The 25,952-nt window shown below is 63.5% G+C and carries 30 protein-coding genes; 14 read left to right on the top strand and 16 right to left on the bottom strand.

The features are described 5' to 3' along the window. The first annotated feature begins 1 nt into the window (after position 1). From JG746_RS10385 to JG746_RS10375, 3 genes are all read left to right on the top strand, one after another. A complete protein-coding gene (locus JG746_RS10385; RefSeq protein WP_202358046.1) occupies positions 2-385 on the top strand; it encodes a hypothetical protein in 384 nt (127 codons plus the stop codon). A 167-nt stretch (positions 386-552) separates the two neighbouring features. Next, complete coding sequence (locus JG746_RS10380) at positions 553-1,539, top strand: methyltransferase (RefSeq protein ID WP_202358045.1); 987 nt, start codon at positions 553-555, stop codon at positions 1,537-1,539. A 146-nt stretch (positions 1,540-1,685) separates the two neighbouring features. Then, positions 1,686-2,204, top strand: a complete 519-nt coding sequence (locus JG746_RS10375; protein WP_244730727.1) for a GNAT family N-acetyltransferase — start codon at positions 1,686-1,688, stop codon at positions 2,202-2,204. Positions 2,205-2,258: 54 nt separating this feature from the next. Here JG746_RS10375 and JG746_RS10370 read toward each other — a convergent pair whose 3' ends face one another. The 4 genes from JG746_RS10370 to JG746_RS10355 all read right to left on the bottom strand — a co-directional run bounded on the left by JG746_RS10370 (position 2,259) and on the right by JG746_RS10355 (position 6,202). Further along, a complete protein-coding gene (locus JG746_RS10370) occupies positions 2,259-3,299 on the bottom strand; it encodes an aminopeptidase (RefSeq protein WP_202359309.1) in 1,041 nt (346 codons plus the stop codon). 171 nt (positions 3,300-3,470) lie between these two features. Continuing rightward, complete coding sequence (locus tag JG746_RS10365) at positions 3,471-4,304, bottom strand: DUF1365 domain-containing protein (protein WP_244730726.1); 834 nt, start codon at positions 4,302-4,304, stop codon at positions 3,471-3,473. A 13-nt stretch (positions 4,305-4,317) separates the two neighbouring features. Continuing rightward, on the bottom strand, positions 4,318-5,664 hold the full coding sequence (locus tag JG746_RS10360) for an NAD(P)/FAD-dependent oxidoreductase (protein ID WP_202358043.1): 1,347 nt from the start codon (positions 5,662-5,664) through the stop codon (positions 4,318-4,320). Positions 5,665-5,818: 154 nt separating this feature from the next. Beyond that, a complete protein-coding gene (locus JG746_RS10355; protein WP_202358042.1) occupies positions 5,819-6,202 on the bottom strand; it encodes a DUF2147 domain-containing protein in 384 nt (127 codons plus the stop codon). A gap of 129 nt (positions 6,203-6,331) precedes the next feature. Between JG746_RS10355 and JG746_RS10350 the strand changes: the two genes are divergently transcribed. Next, positions 6,332-6,742: a DUF2177 family protein gene (locus JG746_RS10350; protein WP_202359308.1), complete on the top strand. Its 411-nt coding sequence runs from the start codon at positions 6,332-6,334 to the stop codon at positions 6,740-6,742. Between the two features lie 6 nt (positions 6,743-6,748). On the opposite strand, the gene JG746_RS10345 is transcribed toward JG746_RS10350, so the two are convergent. From JG746_RS10345 to JG746_RS10335, 3 genes are read right to left on the bottom strand one after another with little or no spacing between them, the layout of a single operon-like run. After that, positions 6,749-7,309, bottom strand: a complete 561-nt coding sequence (locus JG746_RS10345) for a hypothetical protein (protein ID WP_202358041.1) — start codon at positions 7,307-7,309, stop codon at positions 6,749-6,751. A 26-nt stretch (positions 7,310-7,335) separates the two neighbouring features. Further along, on the bottom strand, positions 7,336-8,364 hold the full coding sequence (locus tag JG746_RS10340; RefSeq protein ID WP_202358040.1) for an SAM-dependent methyltransferase: 1,029 nt from the start codon (positions 8,362-8,364) through the stop codon (positions 7,336-7,338). Further along, positions 8,361-9,218 carry a DUF1295 domain-containing protein gene (locus JG746_RS10335; protein ID WP_202358039.1) on the bottom strand — a complete coding sequence of 286 codons (858 nt, stop codon included), beginning with the start codon at positions 9,216-9,218 and terminating at the stop codon, positions 8,361-8,363. Before JG746_RS10335 ends, JG746_RS10340 begins: the two co-directional genes overlap by 4 nt. A 129-nt stretch (positions 9,219-9,347) precedes the next feature. Here JG746_RS10335 and JG746_RS10330 point away from each other — a divergent pair, with 129 nt between their 5' ends. The 4 genes from JG746_RS10330 to JG746_RS10315 all read left to right on the top strand — a co-directional run bounded on the left by JG746_RS10330 (position 9,348) and on the right by JG746_RS10315 (position 11,420). After that, a complete protein-coding gene (locus JG746_RS10330; RefSeq protein WP_202358038.1) occupies positions 9,348-9,959 on the top strand; it encodes a rod-binding protein in 612 nt (203 codons plus the stop codon). 13 nt (positions 9,960-9,972) lie between these two features. Continuing rightward, entirely contained in the window at positions 9,973-10,398 is a 426-nt protein-coding gene (locus JG746_RS10325) for a hypothetical protein (protein WP_202358037.1), read from the top strand. Between the two features lie 23 nt (positions 10,399-10,421). Next, positions 10,422-10,958, top strand: coding sequence for a hypothetical protein (locus JG746_RS10320; protein ID WP_202358036.1), 537 nt, complete (start codon positions 10,422-10,424; stop codon positions 10,956-10,958). A gap of 177 nt (positions 10,959-11,135) precedes the next feature. Further along, complete coding sequence (locus JG746_RS10315; RefSeq protein ID WP_013529756.1) at positions 11,136-11,420, top strand: SCP2 sterol-binding domain-containing protein; 285 nt, start codon at positions 11,136-11,138, stop codon at positions 11,418-11,420. Positions 11,421-11,506: 86 nt separating this feature from the next. Here the strand turns inward: JG746_RS10315 and JG746_RS10310 are convergent, their stop codons facing one another. Both JG746_RS10310 and odc2 read right to left on the bottom strand, forming a co-directional pair. Further along, positions 11,507-12,076 carry a GNAT family N-acetyltransferase gene (locus JG746_RS10310; RefSeq protein WP_202358035.1) on the bottom strand — a complete coding sequence of 190 codons (570 nt, stop codon included), beginning with the start codon at positions 12,074-12,076 and terminating at the stop codon, positions 11,507-11,509. Positions 12,077-12,217: 141 nt separating this feature from the next. Next, positions 12,218-13,351, bottom strand: coding sequence for an ornithine/lysine decarboxylase (odc2, locus tag JG746_RS10305; protein ID WP_202358034.1), 1,134 nt, complete (start codon positions 13,349-13,351; stop codon positions 12,218-12,220). Positions 13,352-13,893: 542 nt separating this feature from the next. Here odc2 and JG746_RS10300 point away from each other — a divergent pair. The 4 genes from JG746_RS10300 (at position 13,894) to JG746_RS10285 (ending at position 18,123) form a co-directional block, all read left to right on the top strand. After that, a complete protein-coding gene (locus tag JG746_RS10300) occupies positions 13,894-15,090 on the top strand; it encodes an amidase (protein ID WP_202358033.1) in 1,197 nt (398 codons plus the stop codon). 2 nt (positions 15,091-15,092) lie between these two features. Next, positions 15,093-15,992, top strand: coding sequence for a LysR family transcriptional regulator (locus JG746_RS10295; protein ID WP_202358032.1), 900 nt, complete (start codon positions 15,093-15,095; stop codon positions 15,990-15,992). A gap of 221 nt (positions 15,993-16,213) precedes the next feature. Next, the gene (locus JG746_RS10290; RefSeq protein ID WP_202358031.1) at positions 16,214-16,882 is read left to right on the top strand and encodes a DUF1007 family protein; all 669 of its coding nucleotides are present in this window, start codon (positions 16,214-16,216) and stop codon (positions 16,880-16,882) included. Further along, complete coding sequence (locus JG746_RS10285) at positions 16,879-18,123, top strand: nickel/cobalt transporter (RefSeq protein ID WP_202358030.1); 1,245 nt, start codon at positions 16,879-16,881, stop codon at positions 18,121-18,123. Before JG746_RS10290 ends, JG746_RS10285 begins: the two co-directional genes overlap by 4 nt. A 36-nt stretch (positions 18,124-18,159) precedes the next feature. Here the strand turns inward: JG746_RS10285 and denD are convergent, their stop codons facing one another. From denD to JG746_RS10265, 4 genes are all read right to left on the bottom strand, one after another. Further along, the gene (denD, locus tag JG746_RS10280) at positions 18,160-19,137 is read right to left on the bottom strand and encodes a D-erythronate dehydrogenase (RefSeq protein ID WP_202358029.1); all 978 of its coding nucleotides are present in this window, start codon (positions 19,135-19,137) and stop codon (positions 18,160-18,162) included. Between the two features lie 12 nt (positions 19,138-19,149). Further along, positions 19,150-19,362 carry a hypothetical protein gene (locus tag JG746_RS10275; RefSeq protein ID WP_202358028.1) on the bottom strand — a complete coding sequence of 71 codons (213 nt, stop codon included), beginning with the start codon at positions 19,360-19,362 and terminating at the stop codon, positions 19,150-19,152. Positions 19,363-19,450: 88 nt separating this feature from the next. Beyond that, entirely contained in the window at positions 19,451-20,431 is a 981-nt protein-coding gene (locus tag JG746_RS10270) for a cation diffusion facilitator family transporter (RefSeq protein WP_202358027.1), read from the bottom strand. Between the two features lie 32 nt (positions 20,432-20,463). Continuing rightward, positions 20,464-21,150 carry a GNAT family N-acetyltransferase gene (locus tag JG746_RS10265; RefSeq protein WP_202358026.1) on the bottom strand — a complete coding sequence of 229 codons (687 nt, stop codon included), beginning with the start codon at positions 21,148-21,150 and terminating at the stop codon, positions 20,464-20,466. Between the two features lie 83 nt (positions 21,151-21,233). Here JG746_RS10265 and JG746_RS10260 point away from each other — a divergent pair, with 83 nt between their 5' ends. Together JG746_RS10260 and JG746_RS10255 are read left to right on the top strand one after the other, a co-directional pair. Continuing rightward, positions 21,234-22,418 (top strand): pyridoxal phosphate-dependent aminotransferase, encoded by a 1,185-nt coding sequence (locus JG746_RS10260; protein WP_202358025.1) that lies wholly within the window; start codon positions 21,234-21,236, stop codon positions 22,416-22,418. A 150-nt stretch (positions 22,419-22,568) separates the two neighbouring features. Next, on the top strand, positions 22,569-22,943 hold the full coding sequence (locus tag JG746_RS10255) for a YciI family protein (RefSeq protein ID WP_202358024.1): 375 nt from the start codon (positions 22,569-22,571) through the stop codon (positions 22,941-22,943). 27 nt (positions 22,944-22,970) lie between these two features. Here JG746_RS10255 and JG746_RS10250 read toward each other — a convergent pair whose 3' ends face one another. From JG746_RS10250 to trhO, 3 genes are all read right to left on the bottom strand, one after another. Further along, a complete protein-coding gene (locus JG746_RS10250) occupies positions 22,971-23,726 on the bottom strand; it encodes an SDR family oxidoreductase (protein WP_202358023.1) in 756 nt (251 codons plus the stop codon). Between the two features lie 282 nt (positions 23,727-24,008). Then, positions 24,009-24,746: a tellurite resistance TerB family protein gene (locus tag JG746_RS10245; RefSeq protein ID WP_202358022.1), complete on the bottom strand. Its 738-nt coding sequence runs from the start codon at positions 24,744-24,746 to the stop codon at positions 24,009-24,011. A gap of 119 nt (positions 24,747-24,865) precedes the next feature. Then, complete coding sequence (gene trhO / locus JG746_RS10240) at positions 24,866-25,795, bottom strand: oxygen-dependent tRNA uridine(34) hydroxylase TrhO (RefSeq protein ID WP_202358021.1); 930 nt, start codon at positions 25,793-25,795, stop codon at positions 24,866-24,868. Positions 25,796-25,952: the final 157 nt, after the last annotated feature.

Raw genomic sequence — 25,952 nt, 5'->3', positions numbered from 1 at the left:
GATGAGCACACGCAAGGAACGCCTGAAGAAACTGGTCAAGGTGCAGGAGCAACTGACGGCGCTGCACGAGACCCGCCACGCCACCTTCCTGGCCGCGGCAAACGCGGCGGAAACCGAGGCCAGGGATTTGATCGGCCATTTCGACCAGGACAATTCGCTGTCCGGCCTGTTCCCGGATCTCTATCACCGCCGCATCGCCCAGGCGGTGGTGCGCCAGGAGAAGAGCCTGGAAAGCGCCAGGCAGGAGGCCGGCCTGATCGCCACGGCAAACGCGCGCACCAACATGGTCGAGCGCGCCTACAAGGACGTGCGCAACCGCGACGAGCGCGAGCGCTCCGACCGCGAAAGGCTGGATCTGATCGCGCAGAAGCGGAACGAGGAATAGCGGCGGAATCCGTTGCGAACACAAGTCGCCCACGACGCGAACGGCAGCTTTGCAGCGCATGTCGGCCGTACAAGGCAATGATTTCGTCTTCACTTTCCGGAGAACGGAAGCTCTAATCTCGTGGGGGCTGCTTCAAGGTCGGTCCTGGATCGTGGGAGGGGTGCGACATGGTGGATTCCGACCGGATCGACAGGCTGATCGCTGCGGTGCCCCCCGCCCTGGCGCTTCGAGCCGGGCTGGACCTTGGCATCTTCACCCGGCTCGGTAGCGATGCGGCGACTGCCGGCAGCCTTGGGGCCACGCTCAAGGTCGAACCCGATCGTCTGTCGCGGCTCCTTTACGCGCTCGCCAGCATCGGTCTCCTCGAGGTCGAGGATGGCCGGTTTCGCAACGGAGCCGAAGCGGCGGCCTTCCTCGACGCGTCCAAGCCGACCTATCGCGGCGGCGATCATGCGCTCCTGCGCGAACTGTGGGGAGCCGACCTGTTGACCGCGGAGTCGCTGCGCCAGAACCGGCCGGCCGCGCTGCACGACTTTTCCGAAGCGGGGCCTGAGTCCGCGGCGGCCTTCAGCCGCATGCTCGCACCGGGCGGGGTGATTTTCGGCCGACATCTGGCCCGGGAGATCGACCTCTCCGCGATCCGTTCGGTGATCGACATCGGCGGGGGCGCCGGGACCATTCTCGTCGGACTTCGCGAGCAGCGGCCACAGATCGCGGCGACGCTGATGGAACTGCCGACAGTCGCGGCGGTCGCGCCTTCTATCCTGGCGGAATACGGTGCCGATGACGTGGTTGTCGAAGAAGGGGACATAACTGTCGCGCCATCCATCGGCCGGCACGACCTGGCGATCCTGAAGGCCGTCGTCCAGGTCCTTCCGCCGGACCAGGCGCGCAGGTCGATCCTGAACGCGGCGCGTTGCGTCACACCAGGAGGCGAGATTGCAATTGCCGGGTGGGGTGTCGTCGATGACGACCGCCTCGGCCCGCCCGAGGGTGTCTTTCTCAATCTGACCTTCCTGAACCTCTATCGCCACGGCGAATCCTACACGGAAGGTCAGTATCGCGCATGGATGACCGAGGCCGGATTCCGGGACATCTCCAGATCGCGCCTCACAGACGGCACCGCCCTGTTTCGCGGGCGCCTCACGGGCTGATCGTCACTGAATGGCTGGTTACGGACGCAAGAGGGGCAGTCATTGGGGGTCAGCGGACGCAGCCTGCCGGCGCCGTTGCATTGGCGCCGCCTCGGGTCGAAAATGCCCGCATGGAAGTAGTTCCCAAGCTCACGACACCAAGGCTCGTGCTTCGCGCGCCGAGCGAACGGGATATCCCGGCATGGTTTGCGCGCGCGACGGATGTCGAATCCGCCTCCCTTGCCGGCGATCCCGTTCCCGGCGACATAAGCGCGGGGCAGCGATGGTTCGCCCGTTCGCGTCAGCGTTTCGCTGACGGCAAGGCGATCCAGTGGTCCATAGACCTGGCAGGCGTATCGGACGCGATCGGAACGATAACCCTGACCTTCGGCGCGGCCGACGCCAATTCAGCCGCGTTGGGATTTGTGCTGGCGCGGGCGCATTGGGGGCACGGACTGGGCAGCGAAGCGGCGCGCGAAGTCCTGCGCTATGCCTTTGCAACCCTGGCGCTTGAACGGGTGACGGCCGAAGCAGCGACGCGCAATTTCGCGTCGCTGCGGATATTGGCGAAGCTCGGCTTCGAACATATCGAGAGCTTCATCGATAACACCGACGGCGAGCACTGCGAGCGTTTCTCACTCGACGCGGATATCGGATCGTCACTGTTGACGAGGAATTCTGCCTAGAGCCTACCGCCGATATCGGAGCATTGCAGAGGCAGGGTCCAGTGCTTGCTCAGGTCAATTGCACGTATCCGCAGCCTTGAGCGCTTCGGCACGGGAAGGTTCGTGCAAATCCGCGATCCGTCGAACGGCAGCGTAGAACCTTGGATAATCGCCGGAACACACATCGAACAGATGAAGAAATGCCGGAACCTGTTCACCGTAGACGGCAGTCGCGGCGAGCTTTGCGTTGTTGATCGGGGCATTGAACCAGGCGTCGTATCCCCGGTAGCCGGCCCAGCGCTTGTCCCGCATCTGCCGGTAGCGCATCCGCAACTTGTCGATCGTGGCCGCCTTGGCAGCCGCCATCTGCGCAGGGGCGCGGGGACTTCCATAGACCTGCCGCAACTCATCGCGCGTTTGCGCGATCAGTCCGAGAAAATCCGCCCGGCGCTTGCGATCGGTTTCGTAACGCCGCAATCCGGCGGGATCGCCGGTGGCGCGGAGCCATTTCCTCACACCGCTGGTTTCGACGGCGACCGCGAAAGCCTCGTTGAACGCGGAGTCGTTGTTCACATAGATCTTCTGATGCGCCAGCTCATGGAAGATAAGGCTGGCGATATAGGTGTCGTCCTGGCGCAGCATGGTGCTGAGCAGCGGGTCACTGAACCAGCCCAGCGTGGAGTAGGCGGTGACGCCCGATACATAAACGTCCAGCCCTTGCCGCTGCAGTTCGGCGGCGTTTTCAGCCGCTGATTTCTGGGAGAAGTAACCCCGGTACGGAACGCAGCCGAAGACCGGAAAGCACCATGTTATCGGCGTAAGCGAGAATTGCGGCGCGGCAAAAACCGCAAGGGTCACATCGGCCCGGCCGATGTCGACATAGCTGCGATAGCTGCTGTTGTCGGGCAGCGCCAGTTGTTCCGTGGCAAAGCGGCGCATGGCGCTGGCCGACGTCAATTTGGCGCGCAATGCCTTGGGCGTCGAGGGATCGCGGATGAGCCTTCCGACGTTCTTCCGCGCGGCCATGATCTGCACATGGCCCTCCACCGACTGCGCGTAATAGGAAATGCTGGTGCAGCCGGCCAGGCCGAACGCCACAATCACAGCGGCAAGCATTCGAAGAACGCGCTTCACTGATTGCCCACCGCTTGCCCATCCCATGCAGCAAATGTCTCGCCCCCCGTTGTCAAACAGGCACACCAGTTCTCGTCAAGTCCCGCAAAGGGCAGCGGGTCGGCTTTCGACATTGGAGCACAAGACGTTCGCGGCGTGAAACGTTGAACTGGTCTAGGTTCCCAGGGGAACATCCGCTTGCGGCTCGGCATCCTTCGGGGTTTCAGGACTAGGACGAAAACGTGCGCCTTTCAGCCACAGCTTCAGCGCCTCCCAGTGAATGCCAAGTATGATCTTCAAAGTCATCAGCGGAAACCTGATCAGGCACGCGCCGAGGTCCGGCGTTGCCAGCGGGCGCGCGGCGCCAATAAAGGTGGCCGAGAGCAATGGGGCGCCGTCTTCCGTCTCATGTATGCGAAGCCTGACCATCCTGCCGGGCGGCAAGATGCGGAAATGATAGCGCGTGTCCATGCCGATGAAGGGCGAGACGTGGAAGAGCTTGGCTTGCGTCTGGCGCACCCCGGCAGGGCCGAGGTCGCCCGGCCGGATCGGCGACACATAGATATGCCGGCCGCCGAACGTGTTGCGAACGGCGTAAATCAAGGCGATCAGCGCATCGTTATCGTCGTAGCAGAAATAGACCGAGATCGGATTGAAGACGTAGCCGAAGATGCGGGGATAGGCGAGCAGCAGCACGCGAGCCGGCGACTTCTTGACGCCGGCTTCGGTAAGCTGCCTGTCGGCGAAGGCCCGCAGGGTTTCTCCTGGTGTCTCGACATGGTCGCTCTCATGGAACGAGGCCAGGCCGGGCCGGTTGACCCGCAACAGCCATGTCATGCGGTCGAGTTCGGCAAGCCTGTCTATATCGACCAGCAGCGAGAATACGCGATAGGTGAAGCGGTGGCCGAACGGCTTCAGCCGCGCATGCATCACTTCGCCGGGATAGAGCACGCCCACTGCCTGCGGCGGCGGGCCGTTCTGCTCCAGGGTGGTGATCCGTTCGTCCACGTCGGTAGAAGCCTTATTCCGCAGCCAGCAGCGCCCTGGGCAGAGTCGCCGCGCATCGCCGCCACGGCACCTCCGCGCCGAGCGCGATCGCCGCGTCGAGGCCCGAGCGCAAGCCGTCTTCATGAAAGCCGTGGCCGGTCCAGGCGCCGGCAAAATAGGTGCCACGCACGCCCTGTATGTCATCGAGACGGGCTTGTGCGGACAGGGCACGCGCATCGTATTGCGGATGGTCGAATGTCCATTCGCCGAACACCAGTTCGGGGCGCGGCTCGACAACGGGATTGAGCGAAACAAACAACGGCTTTGCAGCGTCGATTCCCTGCAAGCGGTTCATCCAGTAGGTGACTGATACTTCCGGTTCGTCGCGATCGCAGGAGCAGCGCAGATAGTTCCACGCCGCCCAGGCGGCCCGCCGCTTCGGCATCAGGCGGGGGTCTCTATGGAGCACCACCCGGTTGGGACGATACGGTATGGCTGAAAGGATCGATTCTTCGACACTCGATGCATCGCCGAGCATGGCCAGCGCCTGGTCGCTGTGGCCGGCGATGACCACATTGTCGAAGCGCTCCGGCGCTTCATCGCCCGCCCACACGGTAATGCCGAAGACATCGCGCACCATTGTCTTGACGGGCGACGACAGGCGCAGCGCCGATCCAAGCGGCGCCAGGAGCTTGCGCAGATAATTGCGCGACCCGCCGCTCACCGTGCGCCACATCGGCCGCGTATCATTGTCGATCAGGCGATGGTTCTCGAAGAAGCTGATGAAGCTTGCGGCCGGATAATCCAGCATTTTGGCGCGCGGCGTCGACCAGATCGCCGCCGCCATCGGGATGAGATAATTGTCGCGAAAGCCCGCGGAGAAACCCCGTGTCCGCAGATAATCACCGATCGAGACGTTGCCCAACGTGCCGCTGTCACGCTCGGCGATGCAAGCCTTGTTGAATCGCAGGATTTCCCGCAGCATCCACAGGAAGCCCGGCGAAAAGACATTGCGCTTCTGGGCGAATATGGTTCGCAGCGTCGAACCGCACCATTCGAGCTTGCCGCCGTCGAGCGAAAGTGAAAAGCCCATGTCGCTCTCATGCGTGGCCACGCCGAGATGCGAAAACAGCGCGGTCAGATCCGGATAGGCCAGTTCGTTGTAAACGATGAAGCCCGTGTCGACCGAAATCGGTGTCCCGTCATAGTCGATGTCGACGGTCGCGGTATGGCCGCCTGCGCGGTCAGAGGCCTCATAGAGAGTGACGTCGGCGCTCGGCTGCAATGCCCACGCGGCGGCGGCACCCGATATGCCCGACCCGATGATGGCGATTTTCTTTCTGCCGTTGGAGCCGCCACGGTGAATGGGCACGATGTTCATCGAAAATCCTTGTTTGGAATCAAGTCTGTAAGGTGCGGGCGGCACCCCTGGGCATTTGTAGATACGCAAGAATCCGGTGTGAGTTTCAGTCTGGCGAAAGGGATATTTTGTCGGCAGATGAAGGCGTGTGGAACCAGCCCTGCCGCTGGCGTCATCAGCGAGCGCGAGACCAGTTGACCGATTTGCAAATCAGCCCGCCAACGAGGCAGCCACGCGTGACCAGGGTCTGCCCGGTCACCTTGAGCTGGATCGCATAGGTCAGCGCCCGCTTTGCGTCGAAAGCCTTGCCGGTCAGCGTGTCTGCGGACTTCGGCTTCAGCGTCATGACCAGCTTGTCGCCGACAGCTTCACCGCCGCTGGTGTCCTTGATCCAGACATTTGTGGCGCAGATATCCGAACCGCATGGGGCGATCCGGACCTTCGCATTACCGTCACCACGGTTCCATGTGCCGCTGGGGTCAGGCGCCGATGCGGCAAACGCCGATCCGCTGAAGGAGACAAAAAGGAAAAGGCCTGCCGCCACCGCCACTCGGTTCATCAGTCGCCCTCGTCACTCGTTTTACGAAGCTACGGACGACTTGCCGGGTGAGTTTCGGCCGGTCGAAACTATCGCGGCTGAAAACCGTTGCTGAGATCAACAGCCAATGGGATTTCGGAAGCAGACATGATCAAGACCTACGGCATCGCCTATGTGACGACGGCAGTCGTGTTTCTGTGCATCGATGCTGTCTGGCTGACGGTGATGAGCAGTCGGCTTTACAAGCCGCTGCTGGGGCCGATCCTGCTCGATGATTTCAACGTCAAGGCGGCAGCACTTTTCTACGTCATCTACATCGCCGGCGCCGTCTATTTCGCGGTGCTGCCCGCCTTTCAGAGCGGATCATGGACGAGCGCGGCGGTGAACGGCGCTGTGTTCGGCTTAAGCGCCTACGCCACCTATGATCTGACCAACCAGGCGACGCTCAAGAACTGGCCCGTCGCGGTCACCATCGCGGATATCTGCTGGGGAACCGTGCTCACCGCAATCGCGGTGACGGCGGGGTTTCTCGTCTCAAGTGCCTTGTCGCGACCTGCGTAGCAGTCGTCAGCGCTTGGCCGGGGGACTGATCAGGTTCATCACGAGAAGACCGATGAAGGCGGTAAGCGTGCCAGCGCTCAGGGCGTTCATCTTCAGAAAACCCGCATATTCCTCGGTCGAATAGAGATGGACGGGCGCTCCGTAGCGTCCATGCAGGACCGTAAAGGCCAGCAGGCCGACCGCCGCTATGGCGATGGCAATGGCACGTTCGCTCGGCCGAAACAGGACAAAGCCGAGCAGCACGCAGGGCAGCAGAAAAATCTCCACGCCGGAACCGACGCCGAATACCCTGGCACTAAGCACCGTGTTGCCGATTCCGGCGAGCGGCAGCAATGCACGCCCGGCACGGCCGTTGGCGCGACCCATTGCCGGAACCGCCAGGAAGAACGGCGTCGAAAGGAATGTGTAGAAGGTTGGCGCGATTTCGGGGCCCACGGACCAGTAGACATAGAGCGGATAGAACGGCTGGTTCCAAAGCACGACCAGAGCGACCAGATTGGCGGTGGCCACGAGTGGATCGTCATGGGCGAAGTAAGCCTTCGCCGCGTTCCAGAACGTCCTCACCATTCCCGATCGGGCCGGCGTTTCCAATCTCATGTAGCCGCGCGCAGGCGATAGTGGCTGACGCCCCACTCCTCGCCGTTCTTGTGTCCAAACAGCCCGGCGGTGGCAAGGAAGAACAGACGCCAGCGCCGTCGCCAGATCAAGGCCTCCTTGCCGTAGACCTCGGCGAGGATGCGATCGACCTCGGGCAGGTTGGCGTCCAAATTGGCGAGCCACTGGTTGGCGGTGCGCTGGTAGTTTCGGCCATTCCACCGCCATTCCTGCTCGACGTCGAACAGAGCGGAGAATTGCCGGATCAGATCGTGGCTCGGCATGATGCCGCCGGTGAAGAAGTGCTGCGCAATCCAGTCGGACTTGTCGCGATGGTCGAACCGGTAGGACCGGCTTTTGTGGGTGAAGACATGGATGAAAAGCCGCCCCTCCCGCATCAGCCAGCTATGCACGCGTTCGAGAAGCTTTTGCCAGTTCGACATGTGCTCGAACATCTCGACCGAAACGATCCGGTCGAACATGGCGTTCGGATGAAAATTGTTCATGTCGGCCGTTGTGACGCGAATGTTTGCCAAGCCCCTCTCCCGAGCTTGCGCCTCGATGTACGCCCTTTGTGGCGCCGAGTTGGAGACCGCCATGATCCTGGCGGCGGGAAAACGCTCTGCCATGAACAGCGTCAGCGAGCCCCAGCCGCAGCCGAGTTCGAGGATGTCCTGGCCGTCGGCGAGATCGGCGTGGGCAACGGTTTCCTCTAGCGCCAGCAGCTCGGCCTGCGCCAGGCTTTCGTCTCCGCGACGGTAGAGACAGGATGAGTATTTTCGAAGCGGCCCGAGCACCAGCCCAAAAAAAGCCGGCGGCAATTCGTAGTGCTGTTCGTTGGCGGCTTGCGTGTGCTCGGCGATCGGATGATCGGCCATGGCGCGAACGAAGGCCTGCTCGTAAGTGGTGGGGCTCTCCAGGAGGCTACGGCGCGTGCGACCGACCAGGAAGTCGATGCCCGTTCGGGTCACGGAATCCGGAAACGGGCTGCGTTCGACGGTTCGTATGGCGGATGCGATGAGACTCACGACACTCGACCTTTCGATGTCTGTGGAGGGATATTGCGGGACGGCCCCAGCCAGAACGCATTGACGCGCGCCTGGTAGGCACGGAATTTTTCGCCACGCGATTTCAGCATGTGCGCTTCGAGCGGCGGGATGCCGGATACATGAACCAGGAGCCAGTACATGAAGATCGGGCCCGATAGGGCGACCCAGCCCCACGGGTAAGCGCCGGTGAGGTCCAATGCGATCGCGACATAGGCCAGCCAACCGAACCACTCGAAGAAATAGTTGGGATGGCGCGAAAGTCCCCAGAGCCCAACGTCGCAGACCTTTTCCCTGTTGGCTGGATCTTGACGAAACCGCGCGAGCTGGTGATCGGCCAGGCCTTCGCCAAGGATGGCAGCCACCAGAATGGCAACACCCAGCCAATCGCCGATTTGCAATTGCGATATCGGATTGCGGGCCGCGGCAAAGATCGACAGCGAAAGCAGCAGAGCAGCACCGGCCTGCACCTGCAAAAATAGAAAAAGCCGGCGTGGGAAATCCCTGCCCCACTCGCCGCGCAATTGCGCGTAACGCGGGTCGTCGCCGCCGTGCCGGGTTCTGGCGACTATATGCCAGCCTAACCTGAGCGACCAGATCGCCGCGAGCAGGGCGACGATGACAGGCCTGGTCGGCGACTGCTGCCAGCCGGACAATGGAACCAACGCCATGGCGATGCCGGCGCCGCCCACCGCAAACGACCAGATCGCATCCACCCAGCCGGACTTGCCGCTTCGAATTGCAATCGCCCAAGCCGCCGACATCACAAGCGACAGGCAAATGCCTACACTGATAAACAAGCCTGTAAACGTCACATCGTAGCCCTGAACGATCATGGATATCTGTTAGGCGAGTTACGGATCAAGGTGCCGGCAAGTTTCTCGCTCCCTTGCAGTTTTGCCGGACACGCATCGCGGACGACGGCAAAATTCGAACCGGCAAGCCTGCCACAAGCTTGTTGAGGCATGGTCCGGCTAAGGAAACCCTGCAAAAGGCGGACTTTCTTGGCGATTTCTCCACCCAGCGACATCGTTATGGATGTCGCCCGAGCTGCCGATCCGATGGATATCGAGGCTGCCCGCGCCGCGCTGACCAAGCGTGCTGGCGGTGCCGCCGGCACGTTCTCGGTCGACACTGCGGCATCCGTCGATGCCGGCTCGATCCTGTCGCGCGCCACGGCTGACAAGGCGGCGGCGACAGCCGATCCGGCCAGGAAATTCAAGAAATTCGAGGCGATGGTCCTGCAGACCTTCATCCAGAACATGCTGCCCAAGGACACGGAGGGCGTCTACGGCACGGGTCTGGCTGGCGACATGTGGAAGTCGCAACTCGCCGAGCGCGTCGCCGACGTGATGGCCGAGCGCGGCGGCATCGGCATCGCCAAGTCGCTGCTCGCCGACCACTATATGGACGGCAAGCGCAAGGTGCCGATCGGCCCGGTCTCAAACGGACCGGAAAAGACCGAGATCGATCAGCAAACCCGTCTGTCCACCTCGCTCGTCCAGGAATTGCAGCGCAAGGCCGCCAGGTCGATGACCGGCGACGAGACAACCATAAAAACAGACATCAAGATCTAGGCTGGGAAACACCATGACCGACTCTTCCGAATTCACCGCCAACCTGCCGGCGCGCACCACCGCGTCGGAAGCTCCGATCCCGTTCGCGCGGCCCGGAAACCTTGCCGCCATCATCGGCCGCATCGAGGAGGTGGTCGAGGAAGAGACGGCCGGCATCCGCAGCGACACCAGCTATGATCTCAAGGCATCGAACGCCCGCAAGAGCCGCTATCTCTATGAGCTGACCCGCGCCATGAAGGGCGGCAGCGAAGCCGAGTTCCTCGAACAGCACCGCGAGGGCCTCACCCGGCTGCGCCAGAAACTGGCGAAGAACGAGGCGGCGATCCTGGCGCATCTGAGCGCCGTCAACGAGGTTGCCGGCCTGCTGCGCAGTGCCATCCAGCGCGCCGAAACCGACGGCACCTACTCCGCCGGCGAATTCGGCCGGATGAAAGGCTAGGGCATGATCCCGACGGGCTCTGAATGATCAAGATCATCGCCATCGCGGTCTGGGTCTGCGCCGCCACGCTCGGCGCCGTCTTCTATTCGTTCCAGGCAGCCGGTGAACGCGGCGTCGGCGAGAAACCCAAGCCGATGCTGGGCGGGCTGGATTACGTCAAGACCGACGTCATTTCGGTGCCGCTGATCCGCGACTCCAAGATCGGCGGCTATTTCCTGGCCAAGCTCGTCTACACTGTCGAACCGGAGCAGATAAAGAAACTGTCTATCCCGGCCGAGGCACTCATCACCGACCAGGTCTACAGCTACCTCTATGCCAATCCCCAGATCGACTTCACCAAGAAGGCCACGATCGACCTCGATGCCTTTCGCGCCGCCATCCGCGACACCGTCAACGCCCGTGTCGGTGCGAACTTGGTGCATGAGGTTCTGGTCGATCAGGTCAATTTCCTGAGCAAGGACGAAATCCGCGACAACTGGCTGCGCCGCCGGCAGGATTCCGACACCGCGGCTGCCGAGACCGCCAAGCCTGCCGAAGCGGAAGCGCCGCCGGCCCACTGACCGCTGATGCTCCAATTGCTGGTGCGGCGATAGGAACCAGTCGTCGCAATTCGCGTTGACGTAAACGTCAATCCAAAGCTATATGCGGCAGCGATTGTAATCGCCTCAGAGGCAGCATGGGCTTCGGTCGAACCGAAGCGCCGTCGCGCGACAGATGCAACCAGACAGGAGAACAGCGTGAGCGTTCAGGAGATTGCCGAGAAGATCAAGTCGCGCGTGGCCAGTAGCGGGTTTGATCGTTCCGTGAAGTTCGACACCGGCAGCGACGGCGTCATCGTCATCGACGGCGCGACCGTCTCGAACACCGATGCCCCCACCGACTGCACCATCAAACTCTCGCTCGACGATCTCGACTCGCTGATCGCCGGCGACCTGAACCCGACCATGGCGTTCATGACCGGCAAGATCAAAGTCGAAGGCGATATGACGGTGGCCATGGCGCTCAGCCAGTTGATCGGCTGAACACCCGGCAACCCAATAAATTCATGTATCATGAAAAACGCCGCCTTTTCGGGCGGCGTTTGTTTGAGGAGTGACGGGTTGATGCCTCAGGCGGCCATCGTCGGCGCCTGTGCCTTCAGCTTGCGGCCGCAAGCCTTCAGCGTGCCGTGGACGCCATCAAGCGCGCCGTCCACCAGTTCCAGCGCCAGCAGGCGATGCCGTTCATAGGGGCCAGGCATGGCCAGCCTGCCCGTCTTGTCGGCCGAGAAGCCGAAACGTCCGTAATAGGGCGCGTCGCCGACCAGCAGGATTGCCGCGTGGCCGAGACGCGCCGCCTCGGCCACGGCATGGCGCATCAGCGCCGAGCCGATGCCGGCATTCTTGAGCGACGGATCGACGGCGAGCGGGCCAAGCAGCAATGCCGCCGGACCACCCTCGCCCAGCCTGACGTCCCACAGCCGCACCGTGCCGGCCACCCCGCCCGACGCATCGCGCGCGACGAAGGCCAGGCCTTCCGAAGGCCGGCGGCCACGCCGCAGCTTCTCCGACGATTTTTTCCGCCGCATCGGCCCCATGGCGCGATCGAGCAAGGCTTCGCGTGCCGCTATGTCGGCGACGGTTTCGGCGACCATCATGAAGGCCGGCGCATGAGCTACGATTTCAACTGACATTTCCATTTCCGCAATCCCTGGCAAGCGGAGATCTGTTCCACAAGCGAAGCCGGGCGGACGACAAGCGCCCGCGCCGGATGATCTGATCGGTTTCTCAGCGCATTTTCAGGCGAAGTGTTGGCCGAAAATGCACCAAATAAAGAACCGTCAGATCACGTAGGATCGGAGAGGCTCGAAGCCGTTGAACGCGACCGCCGAGTAGGTGGTCGTGTAGGCGCCGGTGCCTTCGATCAGCACCTCGTCGCCGATGGTCAGCGATAGAGGCAGCGGATACGGCGTCTTCTCGTACATCACATCGGCCGAATCGCAGGTCGGGCCGGCGAGCACGCAAGGCGCGGTCTCCGATCCGTCATGGCGGGTGACCAGGGGATAGCGGATCGCCTCGTCCATCGTCTCGGCCAGACCGCCGAACTTGCCGATGTCGAGAAACACCCAGCGCACATTGTCGTTGTCGGCCTTCTTCGAGATCAGCACGACTTCCGACTTGATGACGCCGGCATTGCCGACCATGCCGCGGCCCGGCTCGATGATGGTTTCGGGAATGGCATTGCCGAAATGCTTGCGCAGGGCCGAGAAGATCGCCTGGCCATAGGCCTGGGCCGCCGGCACGTCGCGCAGGTAGCGCGTCGGGAAACCGCCGCCCATATTGACCATCTTGAGCACGATGCCTTCCTCGGCGAGCGTAGCAAACACCTTCTTGGCGTCGGCCAGCGCACGGTCCCAGGCGGTCAGGTCGGTCTGCTGCGAGCCGACATGGAACGACACGCCATAGGCGTCGAGGCCGAGGCCCTTGGCGTGACGCAGCACGTCAACGGCCATCGCCGGCACGCAGCCGAACTTGCGCGACAGCGGCCATTCGGCGCCTTCGCCGTCGGTCAGCACGCGGCAGAACACGCGCGCACCGGGAGCGGCGCGGGCGATCTTCTCGACCTCCTCGACGCAATCGACCGCGAACAGGCGGATGCCGAGCTGGTAGGCGCGTGCAATGTCACGCTCCTTCTTGATGGTGTTGCCGAAGGAGATGCGGTCCGCGGGCGCACCCGCGTCCATCGCCATCTCGACTTCGGCAACGGAAGCGGTGTCGAAGGACGAGCCCATCGCAGCAAGGAGGCGCAGGATTTCCGGCGCCGGGTTTGCTTTCACCGCATAGTAGATCTTGGAGTCGGGCAGCGCCTTCTCGAAGGCGCGGAAATTGTCGCGCACGACATCGAGGTCGACGACGAGGCAGGGGCCGGACGGACGTCGGGTGGCGAGGAAGTCGAGGATGCGCTGGGTGGCCATCGGATATCTCCATCACGCCTTTCGGCGCGCACAAGGGTGCGGACGCGGGCTGTCGGCCTCGCGAACACGCGGTCAAACAAAGGCGGGACGGAAATTCCATGGAACCAGCCGGTGGAGACCCCGGAACCATGAAACGCCGTCTCGCGGCGATGAACCTCGGCCTTGCCCGGCTTCGGTCCGCTTTGTCTGCCTTGGCTTGGATTGGGAGAACCCCGTTCCGCACTGCCGGCAATGAAGGTGTGCCTCTTCAGTAACCCCGGTCTTTGGACAACCGGCAGAGAACCAGAAAGGCCCGCACCGTCGTTGCTTCAAGGTGTCCTCGGGCTGGCGGTTGGCCGCTAGACCGACTGGAGGGGTTAGCTCCAGTTACCTTACCGATTTCCCTCACCATTCGAGGATCGGCGGACACCCACAGGCACGTGCGACTTTGGGCAAGCGCGATATATGGCTGGTTGCCGTCACAATCAATAAAAATCGTATCCAAGGTTGTAAAATTTCCGGCATCGAACAATGTAGGTGCAACCGTATCCGGATATCGAACGATGACAGGCACGCACGGCCCCTACAACGCCTTCCTCGATCTTCGCCAGATGCCGGTGGCCCATGCCGAACTCGGCCCGCTCGCCGGCCTGCGGCTGGCCGTCAAGGACATTTACGACGTCGCCGGCTATCGCACCGGCTGCGGCAATTCCAGGAAATTCGCCGAAAGCAATGCCGCCTCGCGCACGGCGCCGCCCGTGCAGACGATTCTCGATGCCGGCGCGCGCTTCGTCGGCAAGACGCAGACCGACGAGCTGGCCTTCGCGCTGTTCGGCCAGAACGCGCATTTTCCGTTTCCGGTGAACCCGGCGGCACCCGACCGCGTCACCGGCGGCTCGTCTTCCGGATCGGCATCGGCGGTGGCCGGCAGGCTGGCCGACATCGCCACCGGCTCCGACACCGGCGGCTCGATCCGCGCGCCTGCAAGTTTTTGCGGCCTGATCGGGCTGCGCACCACGCATGGCCGCATCGCCCTCGATGGCACCATGAAGCTGGCGCCGAGCTTCGACACGTTCGGCTGGTTCGCCGACGACATCGAGACCTACGAGACCGTCGGCAAGCTGCTGCTTGGCCGCGACCCGCATCAGCATTCCCTGGACCGCCCGATATCGCTCCCCTGGCTGGACGAGATGGTCGCTCGCCCCGCACTTGCCGAATATGCCGGAATGAAGGCGCTGGCGGGTGCGGTTTTCGGTACGCCGGCAATATCGACGACCAGCTTCAGCTCTTCCCCTGACGAGCTCTACTGGTGCTTTCGCCGGCTGCAGGCCAGGGAAGCCTGGGGCGTGCATGGCGAATGGATCACCAGCGGCGAGCGCGACCTTGGCCCCGGCGTCGAGGAGCGTTTCGGGTTTGGCCGCGCCGTCGACGACCGCACGACACAGGCCGAAAAAGTGCGCCGCCTGACCTTCCGTGGTGAACTCAGCGCCCTGCTCGGCAAGGACGGCTTCCTTGTCCTGCCCACGGTGCCGGGCCCGGCGCCCTATGTTGACTCGACACCGGAACAGTTCAAGGCCTATCGCGAGCGCGCCCTGCATCTTCTGTGCCTCGCCGGCCTCTCCGGCTTCCCACAGATCACCTTGCCCATCGGCTCGGTCGCCGGCGCGCCGTTCGGCCTGTCGCTGCTAGGCCCTTCCGGTAGCGACATTGCCCTGATACGGCTCGGCCGAAAACTTCTCGACGCAGCACAAAGGGCCTGACCATGGACACACTGACCCGCATGCGCGCCTTCATCGACGTCGTCGAGGCCGAGGGCTTTTCGGCGGCGGCGCGCAAGATCGGCCGCTCCAAGGCGCTGCTGTCGAAATATGTGCGCGAGCTGGAGGACGAGCTCGGCGCCCTGCTGCTCAACCGCACCACGCGCCAATTCTCGATGACCGAGGCCGGCCACACCTATTATCGGCGCGCCTCGGAGATCGTGCGCGAGGTCGACAGCCTGGCCGACGCCGTGCGCGAATCCTCCGGCGACGTGCGCGGCCGGATCAAACTGTCGGCGCCGCGCACCTTCGCCGATGCGCCGATCGGCCAGTCGCTGATCGACTTCGCCAAGCAGCACCCCGACATCGTGCTCGACATCCAACTCGACGACCGCTTCGTCGATCTGGTCGAGGAAGGTTTCGATCTCGCCGTGCGCATCTCGCGCCTGGAGAATTCGTCGTTGATCGCGAGACGCCTGGCGCCGTTTTCAGTGAAACTCTGCGCCTCGCCCGAACTGATCGCCAAGCATGGCATGCCGACGCGGCCGCAGGATCTCGGCCACATGCCCTGCATCGTCGACACCAATGGCCGCGGGCTGAACAACTGGGCGTTCAAGGGCGACAACAACGATCAGCTGAGCGTCGCGGTGACAGGCCCGATCGAGGTCAACAGCCCGATGGCGGCGCGGGCCGCGGCCCTGTCGGGGCTCGGATTTTGCATCCTACCGGATTTCATCGCCTCGCCCGATCTCAAGAGCGGCCAGCTGGTGACGGCGCTCGACGACCGCATCCTGTCGGGCGGCGGCATCTTCGCCGTCTACCCGCACCGCCGCTATCTGCCGGCCAAGGTCCGTGTTTTCGTCGACTTCCTGGTGCAATGGTTCAGGACGCGTGAGGTCACCTGACCTGCCTATGGCTGCGCACTTTTGGGTGACACGCTTTGGGTTTGTGCGTGTCATGATCCCAAAACCGCTGCGCACTTTTGGGTGACACGCTTTGAAGTTGTGCGTGTCATGATCCCAAAATCGCTGCGCACTTTTGGGTGACACGCAAGGGCGGTCCCAATTTCGCCCCCTTTCTGGTAACCTTCGGTTTCTCTCCAAAGCCAAGGGAATCGCGACCGGGAATGCAGTTCAAACGGCACGCAATCATACTGGCTTCGGCCTTGACCGCGACCTTTGCCGCGACGGGTCCCGCTTACGTGCATCCGCACGTCTTCGCCGAGGCACGCCTCGACGTGATCCTCTCCCCGGATCACCAAAGTGTGAAAGCGCTGCGCCATCTCTGGCGTTTCGACGACCTGTTTTCGAGTACGGTGATGATGGAGTTCGACAAGAACTCCGACCTGAAGCTTGACGACAAGGAGCTGAAGGAGGTCGCCGACACTGTTCATGCCTCTCTTGCCGAATTCAACTATTTCCAGCTCGTCACGCAGAACGGCAAGGACGTGACGATGGTGCCGCCTCCGCATCTGATGGCCAATTTCGACAACGACCAGCTGATCATCCTGTTCGAGTCCGAACCCAAGGAGCCGATCAAGCTGACCGGCACGATCGACATCGGCGTCTACGACCCGACCTTCTACACGGCGATCGACTTCACCGAGGATTCCAACATCACGGTTGCAGGCCTGCCGTCGAATTGCACCAGCAAGGTGGTCCGGCCGGACCCGGATGAAGCCATCAAGGAAAACCAGAAGACCTTGACGGATGCCTTCTTCAACGACCCGACAGGCACCGACATGAGCAAGATCTTTGCCACAAAGCTCGAACTGACCTGTCAGCCAGAAGGATGAAGCCGGTGACGAAACCGTCCCTGCGTTTGGCATTCGGCCTGTTGGCCCTCGCCTTTGCCGCGATGCACTTCGCCAACACTGCGCATGCCCAGTCCTCGCTCGGCATCGGCGTCAATGACGGCATGGCGCCCACCACCGGTCCGTTCGCCCACATCCTCATGTGGATCAATCTCAGGCAACAGGAATTCTACCGCGCACTGGCGACGGCCATGAAGGCGATGCGCCAGGACAACAGCAAGCTCTGGGTGCTCATCGGCCTGTCCTTCGCCTATGGCATTTTCCATGCAGCCGGACCCGGCCACGGCAAGGCGGTGATCTCGTCCTACATGGTCGCCAATGAAGTGGCGCTCAAGCGCGGCATCCTGTTGTCCTTCGTCTCGGCCCTGCTGCAGGGCCTGACGGCGATCGCCGTCATGCTGCTCGCCTATTTCGTCCTGCGCGGCACCACCATCTCGATGACGGACGCGGCCTGGTTCATGGAGATCATGAGCTTTGCCCTCGTCACCCTGTTCGGCGCCTGGCTGCTGTGGCGCAAGCTCGGCCCGTCCATCCTGCGCCTGTTCGGCAAGGCGCCGGCCTACAGCCTGTCGGCGGCCCACGCCGGCCATTCGCATGGTGGTCACTCACATGCCGGCCACTCTCACGCCAGTCATTCCCATGCCGGCCATTCGCATGCCGCGCACAGCCATTCGGCACATGCCCATTCGCACGCCCTGCATAGGCATGACGACCACGACCATGCGCATGGCCACTCGCATAACCATCACGACCACGCCGCGCATGACCACCATCACGACCATGGCGCGCACGATCATGCCCATCATGACCATGCGCATCACGATCACGCGGCAGGTGAAGTCTGCGAAACCTGCGGCCACTCGCATGCGCCCGATCCGGCGCTGCTGTCGGGCGACCGTTTCGACTGGCGCACCGCCTGGTCGGCGGTGGCGGCGGTCGGCATACGCCCCTGCTCCGGCGCGCTTATCGTGCTGAGCTTCGCCTTGCTCAACGGACTCTGGCTCGGCGGCCTGCTGTCGGTGCTGGCCATGTCGCTGGGAACCGCCATCACCGTCTCGGCGCTGGCGACGCTTGCCGTGACAGCCAAGAACTGGGCGGTGTATTTCGCCGGCGACGGCCGCATGGGCAACCGCATCCATTCGATCGTCGAGATCGGCGGCGCCGCCTTCGTCTTCCTGTTCGGATTGTTGCTGCTGTCGGCGAGTTTGACGGGCAGCGTCTGAGCCTTCTCCATCCCATCGAAATGGGATGGCAAACTCCTAGCCAGGAATCTGACCATTCAGCTCATCCTCGATATGCGCGCGGATGATCTCGTCAAAGCTCTTCTCGGCGCTGAAGCCGAGTTCCCGTGACCGCTTCGCCTCGAAGCGGGTCGGCCAGCCCTTGACGATCGCCCAGACCGTCTCGTCGGGCACCTCGCGGATCAGGCCTGCCGTCTTCGGCCCGGCGATGCGCTCCAGCGCCTCGATCTGCTCGCCGACGCTGACGGCGACGCCGGGCATCGTCAGATTGCGGCGCGGCCCAACGGCGGCGCTGTCGATGTTTGCCGCATGGATCAGGAAATTCACCGCGGAGCGCGGGCTGGCATGAGTGTGCACGACCGAGCGCGGCACCGGCAGGATCGCCTCTTGCCCACTCAACGGCTCGCGGATGATGCCGGAGAAGAAGCCGGAGGCCGCCTTGTTCGGCTTGCCCGGCCGCACGCAGATCGTCGGCAGGCGGATGCCGATGCCGTCGAAGAAGCCGCGCCTGGAATAGTCGGCGAGCAGTGCCTCGCTCATCTGCTTCTGCGTGCCATAGGAGGTCAGCGGTGTCGGATGGAAGTCATCGGGGATGACATCCGGGAACGGCGCGCCGAACACGGCGATCGACGAGGTGAAGACGACGCGCGGCGCAAAGCCCGCCAGGCGGATGGCATCGAACAAGGCGCGCGTGCCGTCGAGATTGACGCGGTAGCCGAGATCGAAATTCACCTCTGCCTCGCCCGACACGATGCCCGCGAGATGGAAGACGACATCGGGGCGCGACGCGACCAGGCTCTCGGCGGCACCCGCCTCGGCAAGATCGCCGGTATGGGTGTTGATGCTGACGCCATCCATGGCCGGGGCCTGCGGCTGCACGATGTCGTGCAGATCGAGCGCGGTGATCTTTTCGGCCCGCAGCGTGCCGTCCTTGGCCAGCCGGGCGATGAGCTTGCGGCCGACCATGCCCGCGGCGCCGGTGATCAGAATACGCATGTCAGAATTCCCTTACTTGCCCTGATTTTTGCGCTGGCTGCGCGCGCGCAGCCAGAAGACGAGGAAAAACGCCAGCACGAAGACAATGCCGAAAATGCCGGCGAGCACCGTCGAAAGGCTGCCGAGCGCCAACATAATGGTCGGCAGGTAGAAGGCAGCGATGCCGAACAGCAGCATGATCCACAGCGCCGCGATGGCGGCATTCCTGGTGTCGCGGTCCATCATGCGGCACCGGGGCAGCGGGCATTCGTCAGGCTGGCTTTCAAGATTTTGGAACTCCTGGGACAAGGCGGTCGATATCGATGGACGCAACCTAGTGGTAGTGGCCGTGATGCGGGGCCGCATCATGCTCATGGTCGTGGTCGTCGGCCTCGTCGGCGCACTGGCCGAATTCCGGCTCCACGGTGGCATGGCTGATGCCGTGCTCGCTGGCAAGCCGCTTCTTGATGGCGCTGACGGCCCAATACGCATCGACGCCCTCATCGAGGCAGGCATGCAGCGTCGCCATGTTGCTGGTGCCATCGAGCGACCAGACATGCATGTGGTGTACTTCGCGCACGCCCTGGATCGTGGTTTCCAGGTCCCTAGCGATGAGATCGCGGTCGAGGGTTGGCGGCACGCCCTCGAGCAGCACATGGGCGGCGGCGCGCATCAGCGACCAGGCCGTCGACAGGATCAGCAGCGAGACCAGCACCGACAGGATCGGGTCGATCGGCGTCCAGCCGGTCGCCAGGATCACCACTGCCGCCACGATCGCCGCCGCCGAGCCGAGCAGGTCGCCCAGCACATGCAGGATGGCGCCGCGCATGTTGAGGCTTTCGCGGTCGCCGCCATGCAGCACCAGGAAGGAGCCGATATTCACCAGCAGGCCAAGGATCGCCACCACCAGCATCGGCCCGCCCAGCACCGGCGCCGGAGTCAGCAGACGGGCCCAGGCCTCGTAGACGATCCACAGCGCGATGACGAAGATGGCGATGCCGTTGGTGTAGGCGACCAGCGTCTTGACGCGGCCGAAGCCGTAGGTGAGCTGGCCGGTCGCCGGCCGCCCGGCAAGATGGAAGGCGTACCAGGCAAGGCCGAGCGCGATGGCGTCGGCCAGCATGTGGCCGGCATCGGCCAGCAGCGCCAGCGACCCGGTGAAGAGCCCGCCAAGCGCTTCCGCCACCATGAACCCTGCCGTCAGGCAGGCAGCAATCAGCACGCGCTTCTTGTCGGTCGCGCCATGCAAATGGCCGGCGCCCCCGTGATCATGTCCATCGGGATCATGCCCGCTATGGTCGTGGGTGTCCGCCAATGGCAGCTCCTGTCATGCGCCCCAAGCCGGACTTAAGCGCCGAATTCCGCGCGACAATCCTCGAGCCGCCGCTTCTGCTGGCCGTCGCCGTCGAAATTGGCCGGATCGAGCCACGCCACATAGGCCTTGCGCAGGGCCGGCCATTCCTTGTCGATGATCGAATACCATGCGGTGTCGCGGTTTTCACCCTTGACGATGAGGTGCTGGCGGAAAATGCCTTCGAACTTGAAGCCGAACCGTTCGGCGGCCCGCTTCGACGGCTCGTTGCGGTTGTTGCATTTCCATTCATAGCGGCGGTAGCCGAGCTCGTCGAAGATGTATTTCATGAACAGGAACTGCGCTTCGGTCGCGCCCGGCTTGCGCGAAATCAGCGGCCCCCAATAGATGTTGCCGATCTCGATGACGCCGTAGGCGGGATCGATGCGCATCAGGGTCTGACGTCCGGCGACCTTACCGCTGGCCTTGTCGATGACGGCAAAGAACAGCGGGTCCTCGCTCGCCTCGACCTTGTCCAGCCACGGCTGGAAGGCCGCGCGCGTTTCCGGCGGATAGTCAGGCAGCCAGGCGAAGCGGCCGTCGACATCGGACACGGAAGACGCTTCATAGAGCCCGTCACCATGTTTTGCGGCGCTCAGCGGTTCAAGCCTGACATAGCGGCCGTCGATCGCCTTGCGCTCCGGTCGCGGGCGCGGCTGCCAATCTTTGAGATTTTCCGACACCGAAGACTCCAATCCGTTTGACTTTTGCGGGCCGAAGCTCACAAAAACGCAACCCCACAGTAAGAACCACACGGACGGGAAAAATGCTCCACACGATTTCGGCCTTCGACCGTCTCGGCGAGGAAAATGCCTTCGCGGTGCTCGCGAGGGCGACCGCACTTGCCCAACAGGGCCGCGACATCGTCAATCTCGGCATCGGCCAGCCCGACTTCAAGACGCCGCAGCACATCGTCGAGGCCGCGATCAAGGCGCTGCGCGACGGCCACCATGGCTACACGCCGGCCAACGGGCTGCTGGCGACGCGCGAGGCGGTGGTGCGGCGCACGCTGACCACCACCGGCGTCGAGGTGTCGCCCGAGACCGTGATGATCCTGCCCGGCGGCAAGCCGACCATGTTCGCGGCGATCCTGATGTTCGGCGAACCCGGCGCCGAGATCCTCTATCCGGATCCCGGCTTCCCGATCTACCGTTCGATGATCGAGTTCACCGGCGCGGCCCCCATTCCCGTGCCGATGCGCGAGGAGAACGGCTTTGCCTTCTCGGCCGAGGAGACGCTGGCGCTGATCACCTCCAAGACCAGGCTCTTGATCCTCAACTCGCCGGCCAACCCGACCGGCGGTGTGACGCCGCGCGCCGAGATCGAAAAGCTGGTCAAGGGGCTGGAGAAGCATCCCGATGTCGCCATCCTTTCCGACGAGATCTACGACGTCATGACCTATGACGGCGAGACGCATTGCTCGCTGCTCGGCTATCCCGAGATACGCGACCGGCTGATCGTGCTCAATGGCTGGTCCAAGACCTGGGCGATGACCGGCTGGCGCATGGGCTGGTCGATCTGGCCGAACGGCGACAAGGGCGCGCATCTCTATGACAAGGTGCGCAAGCTGGCGGTCAATTGCTGGTCCTGCGTCAACGCGCCGAGCCAGTTCGCCGGCATCGCCGCCATCGACGGCCCGCAGGACGACGTCGACACCATGATGCGCGCTTTCGACCGCCGCAGGAAGGTCGTCGTCGAGGGCCTGAACGCCCTGCCCAATATTTCCTGCATCACCCCCAAGGGCGCGTTCTACGCCTTCCCCAATGTCTCGAAGACCGGCTGGAAGGCCAAGAAGCTCGCCTCCGCTTTGCTCGACGAGGCCGGCGTGGCGCTGATCGGCGGCCCCGATTTCGGCATTCTCGGCGAAGGCTATGTCAGGCTCTCCTACGCCAATTCCGAGGAGAACATCTTGCGCGCGCTGGAACGGATCGGGGCGTTCCTGGCGAAGTAGACCTCAAAGCAGGCCGGAACCCTTCCGGATGGTTTTCGACCGGCTGCCATGTCGATGTCATGAGCCGTCCGGAGGCTCGCGGCCAAGACTGGGCGTACAGGTTTGGAATGGTTACGGTCCTGAGATCAGGATCGAACCGGGGTGCCCTAGATGTTCTATGCAATCCTTGCCTACCACGTGGAAGATGCGATCAAGGCGCTGACGCCGCAGGAGGATGCGGCGTTGATGGCCGAGCTGCTGAAGATCAACACCCAGCTTCATGAGGCAGGCACGCTTGGACCGTCCGCGCGTCTGGGGGCGACACAGGATGCCGTGACACTGCGCGGCCCAGGCGACGGCGTGGTCATCGACGGTCCTTTCGCCGAGACCAAGGAACAATTGCTCGGCCTCTATGTCGTCGACTGCGCCACGCGGGACGAGGCCATCGCCATCGCCCGCGACCTTCGCCGCGTCAATCCGACCGCCGTTTACGAGATCCGACCCATTCTGCTTTTCAAGCCCGGCGTGCCGCTGGCAGGCAAATAGGCCGGTGGTGCCTCCAGCGTCCGCTGTTCACCCGCGCCCGACGAACGGCATCTTGGTCGCCATTACGGTCATGAACAGCACATTGGCCTCGAGCGGCAGGCTGGCCATATGGACGACGGCATCGGCGACGTGCTGGACATCCATCACCGCTTCGGCTGATATCGAGCCATTGGCCTGCGGCACGCCGACGGTCATCGGCTGCGCCATGTCGGTCAGGGCGTTGCCGATGTCGATCTGGCCGCAGGCGATGTCGTAGGGACGGCCGTCGAGCGCCAGCGTCTTGGTCAGTCCGGTGATGGCATGCTTGGTCGCCGTATAGGGAACCGAGCCCGGGCGCGGCGCATAGGCCGACACCGAACCGTTGTTGATGATGCGCCCACCCATCGGCCGCTGCTTGCGCATGGCGCCGAAGGCGGCGCGGGCGCACAGGAACGAGCCGGTGAGATTGACGCCGACGATATCGTTCCACACCTCGACCGGGATCTCGTCGATCGGCGTCGACTTGTAGCCCATGCCGGCATTATTGAAGAGCAGGTCGACGCGGCCAAAGGCTTCCGCCACCGTCTCGAACAGATCGTCGACTTCACTGGCCTTGCTGATGTCGCAAGCGACCGCCAGGGCCTTGGCCTCGGTCCGGCCGGCTTCGGCGACCGCGGCGTCCAGCACCGCTTTGCGGCGGCCGCAGAACACCGTGTTCCAGCCGGCCTTGAGTAGCGCCGTGGCGACGCTCTTGCCGATGCCCGTGCCGGCGCCGGTCACGATGGCGGTTCTTTGCTCGGTCATGGCGGATATCCCCGACTGATTTTTCAGGATTTGGCTCGGGCAAAGGCATCGCAAATGACGGCAGCGATGGCAAGCGGACCTGCTTGAGCATATCCGCGAAAATGACGCTCGACTTTCGGAGAAAGCCCCAGCAAGGGCCGACAAAAAGGGCGGTCATTGGCGACCGCCCTGATCTGAACCGGGCTTGGGAGGAGGAAAAGCCGATCCGACTGTGTAGAATCATGCGCTTCCTGAGTTAACGAAAGGTTAACGCCGGAAAAGTCTCCCTGTGCCGTTTTTGGCCTACCAGCGCGGGTTGGGCGATGTCCCTGCTTTGGCTGGCACCTTGGCCGCCGAAACTGTCGCCTCCACATGGTCGACCAGCGCGTCCGGCAAACCGAGCCGGCCCGCAAGCAGGTCGAGATAGCCGCGCTCGGCGCGCGTGTCGGGATCGATGGTGAGGCGCGACGCCGTATAGAGTTCGAGCTTCTGCGCGTCGGTCTTGGCCTCTGCCACCAGCGTGTCGAGGTCGAGTGGCCGCTCCAGCTCCGCCATCAGGAATTTCTCGGCATCGGAGCCGATCCCCGAAAGGCTGAGCTTGCCGGCGATCTTCTTGCGCTCCTCCTCGTCGACATGGCCGTCCGCCTTGGCCGCCGAGATCATTGCCCGCACCAGGGTCAGCGTGAATTCGTCCTCGCCTTGCGGCGCCTGCGACGGGTGGAAGGCGGTGTCCTGAGGCGGCGGCAGCAATTCCGGTTCGCCGGCGGCGGGCGCCTGCTCCGGGGCATTGCCGGCCTTGTAGTTCTGGTAGGCCTTGTAGGCGAGGCCGCCGATCGCGGCCAGCCCACCCAGCTTCACCGCGGCACCCGTCACCTCGCGGCCGGCCCCTGTTCCAAGCAGCACCGCGGCAAGCGCGCCGGCGGCCAGCGGGTTGTCCTTGGCCATCTGCACCGCCTGGCCCGCCTTGTCGCGGACGGTGCCGCTGGTGCCGGGAATTTGCGAGCCGAGCAGATCGTCGAGAAGCTTCTTGGGATCGAACATTCAGTGCCTCCAGCATGTGCCCGGCCGAACGGGCAGGTTTCGAACGCCGAAGACGTAGGTCCCGAAACCTGACATTGCAATGACAGGCCGCCGCTTTGCCGGGGGTTCCGCTGGCCCGATCAGGAGCCGATATGCGGCCCCTTGCCCCGCGCCTGCGCAAGCTCGACCTGCCGCTGACGCTCGGCATAGCGCTGGCGGTCCTCGTCGGTGCGAGCGTCGAAACAATGCGGGCAAGAGATGCCGGCGACATATTTCGGCGACACCAGTTCGCTTGCCGTCAGCGGATGACGGCAGGCGCGGCAGAGTTGCGCGTCACCCTCGGCGAGACCATGCGACACCGAAACCCGCTCGTCGAAAACGAAGCACTCGCCTTGCCACAGGCTCTGTTCGGCCGGCACCTCTTCGAGATATTTGAGGATGCCGCCCTTGAGATGGAACACGTCCTCGAAGCCGAGCGACTTGACGTAGGCGGTCGCCTTCTCGCAGCGAATGCCGCCGGTGCAGAACATCGCCACCTTGCGGCCTTCGAGTTCCGACCGGTGCGCTTCCACCCAGGCTGGGAATTCGCGAAAGCTCGCGGTCGCCGGATCGAGCGCGCCCTTGAAGGTGCCGATTGAGACCTCATAGGCATTGCGCGTGTCGATGACGATCGTGTCGGGTTGCGAAATCAGCGCGTTCCAGTCGGCGGGCACGACATAGGTGCCGGCACTCGCCACCGGATCGATGTCCTCGACGCCCATAGTGACGATCTCGCGTTTCAGCCGTACCTTCATACGGTGGAACGGCATGTCCGCGGCTGCGCTGTACTTGACCTCGAGGCCCGCCAGGCCGTCGATGGCTTCGATATAGTCGATCAGCTCGGCGATCGCGGCCTCACTGCCGGCGACGGTGCCGTTGATGCCTTCATGCGCCAGAAGCAGCGTGCCCCTGATGCCGCGCCCGCAGCAGAAGGCGGCCAGCGGCGCGCGCAGCGTCTCGAAGGCGTCGAGCCGGGCAAACCGGTAGAGCGCGGCGACGCGGACGGGCTGGGATGGGGCGGACAGTGTCATTGCCAGAGCAACTAGACGCTCGTAAAAGCCGATTCAAGGCGAAACGGGTTTTGGCCGGTGTCATAGCCCCGTCGGCAAAGAGCCCGTAAGCTGGCCGACGGCGCGTGACACCGCGACGCGACGGGTTTCGTGGACAGGCAAACACCCGTCTGCTAAT

The organism is Mesorhizobium sp. 113-3-3 (assembly GCF_016756495.1).
Classification (GTDB): Bacteria; Pseudomonadota; Alphaproteobacteria; order Rhizobiales; family Rhizobiaceae; genus Mesorhizobium.
The sequence above is the reverse complement of the archived record's forward strand: the minus strand, read 5'-3'. Positions and strand labels throughout refer to the sequence as shown.

Coding starts and splice junctions, on each gene's coding strand:
- JG746_RS10260 (WP_202358025.1), top strand. CDS start 21,234: ATGCTCCACACGATTTCGGCCTTCGACCGTCTCGGCGAGGAAAATGCC.
- JG746_RS10380 (WP_202358045.1), top strand. CDS start 553: ATGGTGGATTCCGACCGGATCGACAGGCTGATCGCTGCGGTGCCCCCC.
- JG746_RS10320 (WP_202358036.1), top strand. CDS start 10,422: ATGATCAAGATCATCGCCATCGCGGTCTGGGTCTGCGCCGCCACGCTC.
- JG746_RS10325 (WP_202358037.1), top strand. CDS start 9,973: ATGACCGACTCTTCCGAATTCACCGCCAACCTGCCGGCGCGCACCACC.
- JG746_RS10300 (WP_202358033.1), top strand. CDS start 13,894: ATGACAGGCACGCACGGCCCCTACAACGCCTTCCTCGATCTTCGCCAG.
- trhO (WP_202358021.1), bottom strand. CDS start 25,795: ATGACACTGTCCGCCCCATCCCAGCCCGTCCGCGTCGCCGCGCTCTAC.
- JG746_RS10370 (WP_202359309.1), bottom strand. CDS start 3,299: ATGCTTGCCGCTGTGATTGTGGCGTTCGGCCTGGCCGGCTGCACCAGC.
- JG746_RS10285 (WP_202358030.1), top strand. CDS start 16,879: ATGAAGCCGGTGACGAAACCGTCCCTGCGTTTGGCATTCGGCCTGTTG.
- JG746_RS10345 (WP_202358041.1), bottom strand. CDS start 7,309: ATGGTGAGGACGTTCTGGAACGCGGCGAAGGCTTACTTCGCCCATGAC.
- JG746_RS10255 (WP_202358024.1), top strand. CDS start 22,569: ATGTTCTATGCAATCCTTGCCTACCACGTGGAAGATGCGATCAAGGCG.
- odc2 (WP_202358034.1), bottom strand. CDS start 13,351: ATGGCCACCCAGCGCATCCTCGACTTCCTCGCCACCCGACGTCCGTCC.
- JG746_RS10275 (WP_202358028.1), bottom strand. CDS start 19,362: ATGATGGACCGCGACACCAGGAATGCCGCCATCGCGGCGCTGTGGATC.
- JG746_RS10385 (WP_202358046.1), top strand. CDS start 2: ATGAGCACACGCAAGGAACGCCTGAAGAAACTGGTCAAGGTGCAGGAG.
- JG746_RS10360 (WP_202358043.1), bottom strand. CDS start 5,664: ATGAACATCGTGCCCATTCACCGTGGCGGCTCCAACGGCAGAAAGAAA.
- JG746_RS10330 (WP_202358038.1), top strand. CDS start 9,348: ATGGTCCGGCTAAGGAAACCCTGCAAAAGGCGGACTTTCTTGGCGATT.
- JG746_RS10310 (WP_202358035.1), bottom strand. CDS start 12,076: ATGGAAATGTCAGTTGAAATCGTAGCTCATGCGCCGGCCTTCATGATG.
- JG746_RS10355 (WP_202358042.1), bottom strand. CDS start 6,202: ATGAACCGAGTGGCGGTGGCGGCAGGCCTTTTCCTTTTTGTCTCCTTC.
- JG746_RS10290 (WP_202358031.1), top strand. CDS start 16,214: ATGCAGTTCAAACGGCACGCAATCATACTGGCTTCGGCCTTGACCGCG.
- JG746_RS10335 (WP_202358039.1), bottom strand. CDS start 9,218: ATGATCGTTCAGGGCTACGATGTGACGTTTACAGGCTTGTTTATCAGT.
- JG746_RS10245 (WP_202358022.1), bottom strand. CDS start 24,746: ATGTTCGATCCCAAGAAGCTTCTCGACGATCTGCTCGGCTCGCAAATT.
- JG746_RS10295 (WP_202358032.1), top strand. CDS start 15,093: ATGGACACACTGACCCGCATGCGCGCCTTCATCGACGTCGTCGAGGCC.
- JG746_RS10250 (WP_202358023.1), bottom strand. CDS start 23,726: ATGACCGAGCAAAGAACCGCCATCGTGACCGGCGCCGGCACGGGCATC.
- denD (WP_202358029.1), bottom strand. CDS start 19,137: ATGCGTATTCTGATCACCGGCGCCGCGGGCATGGTCGGCCGCAAGCTC.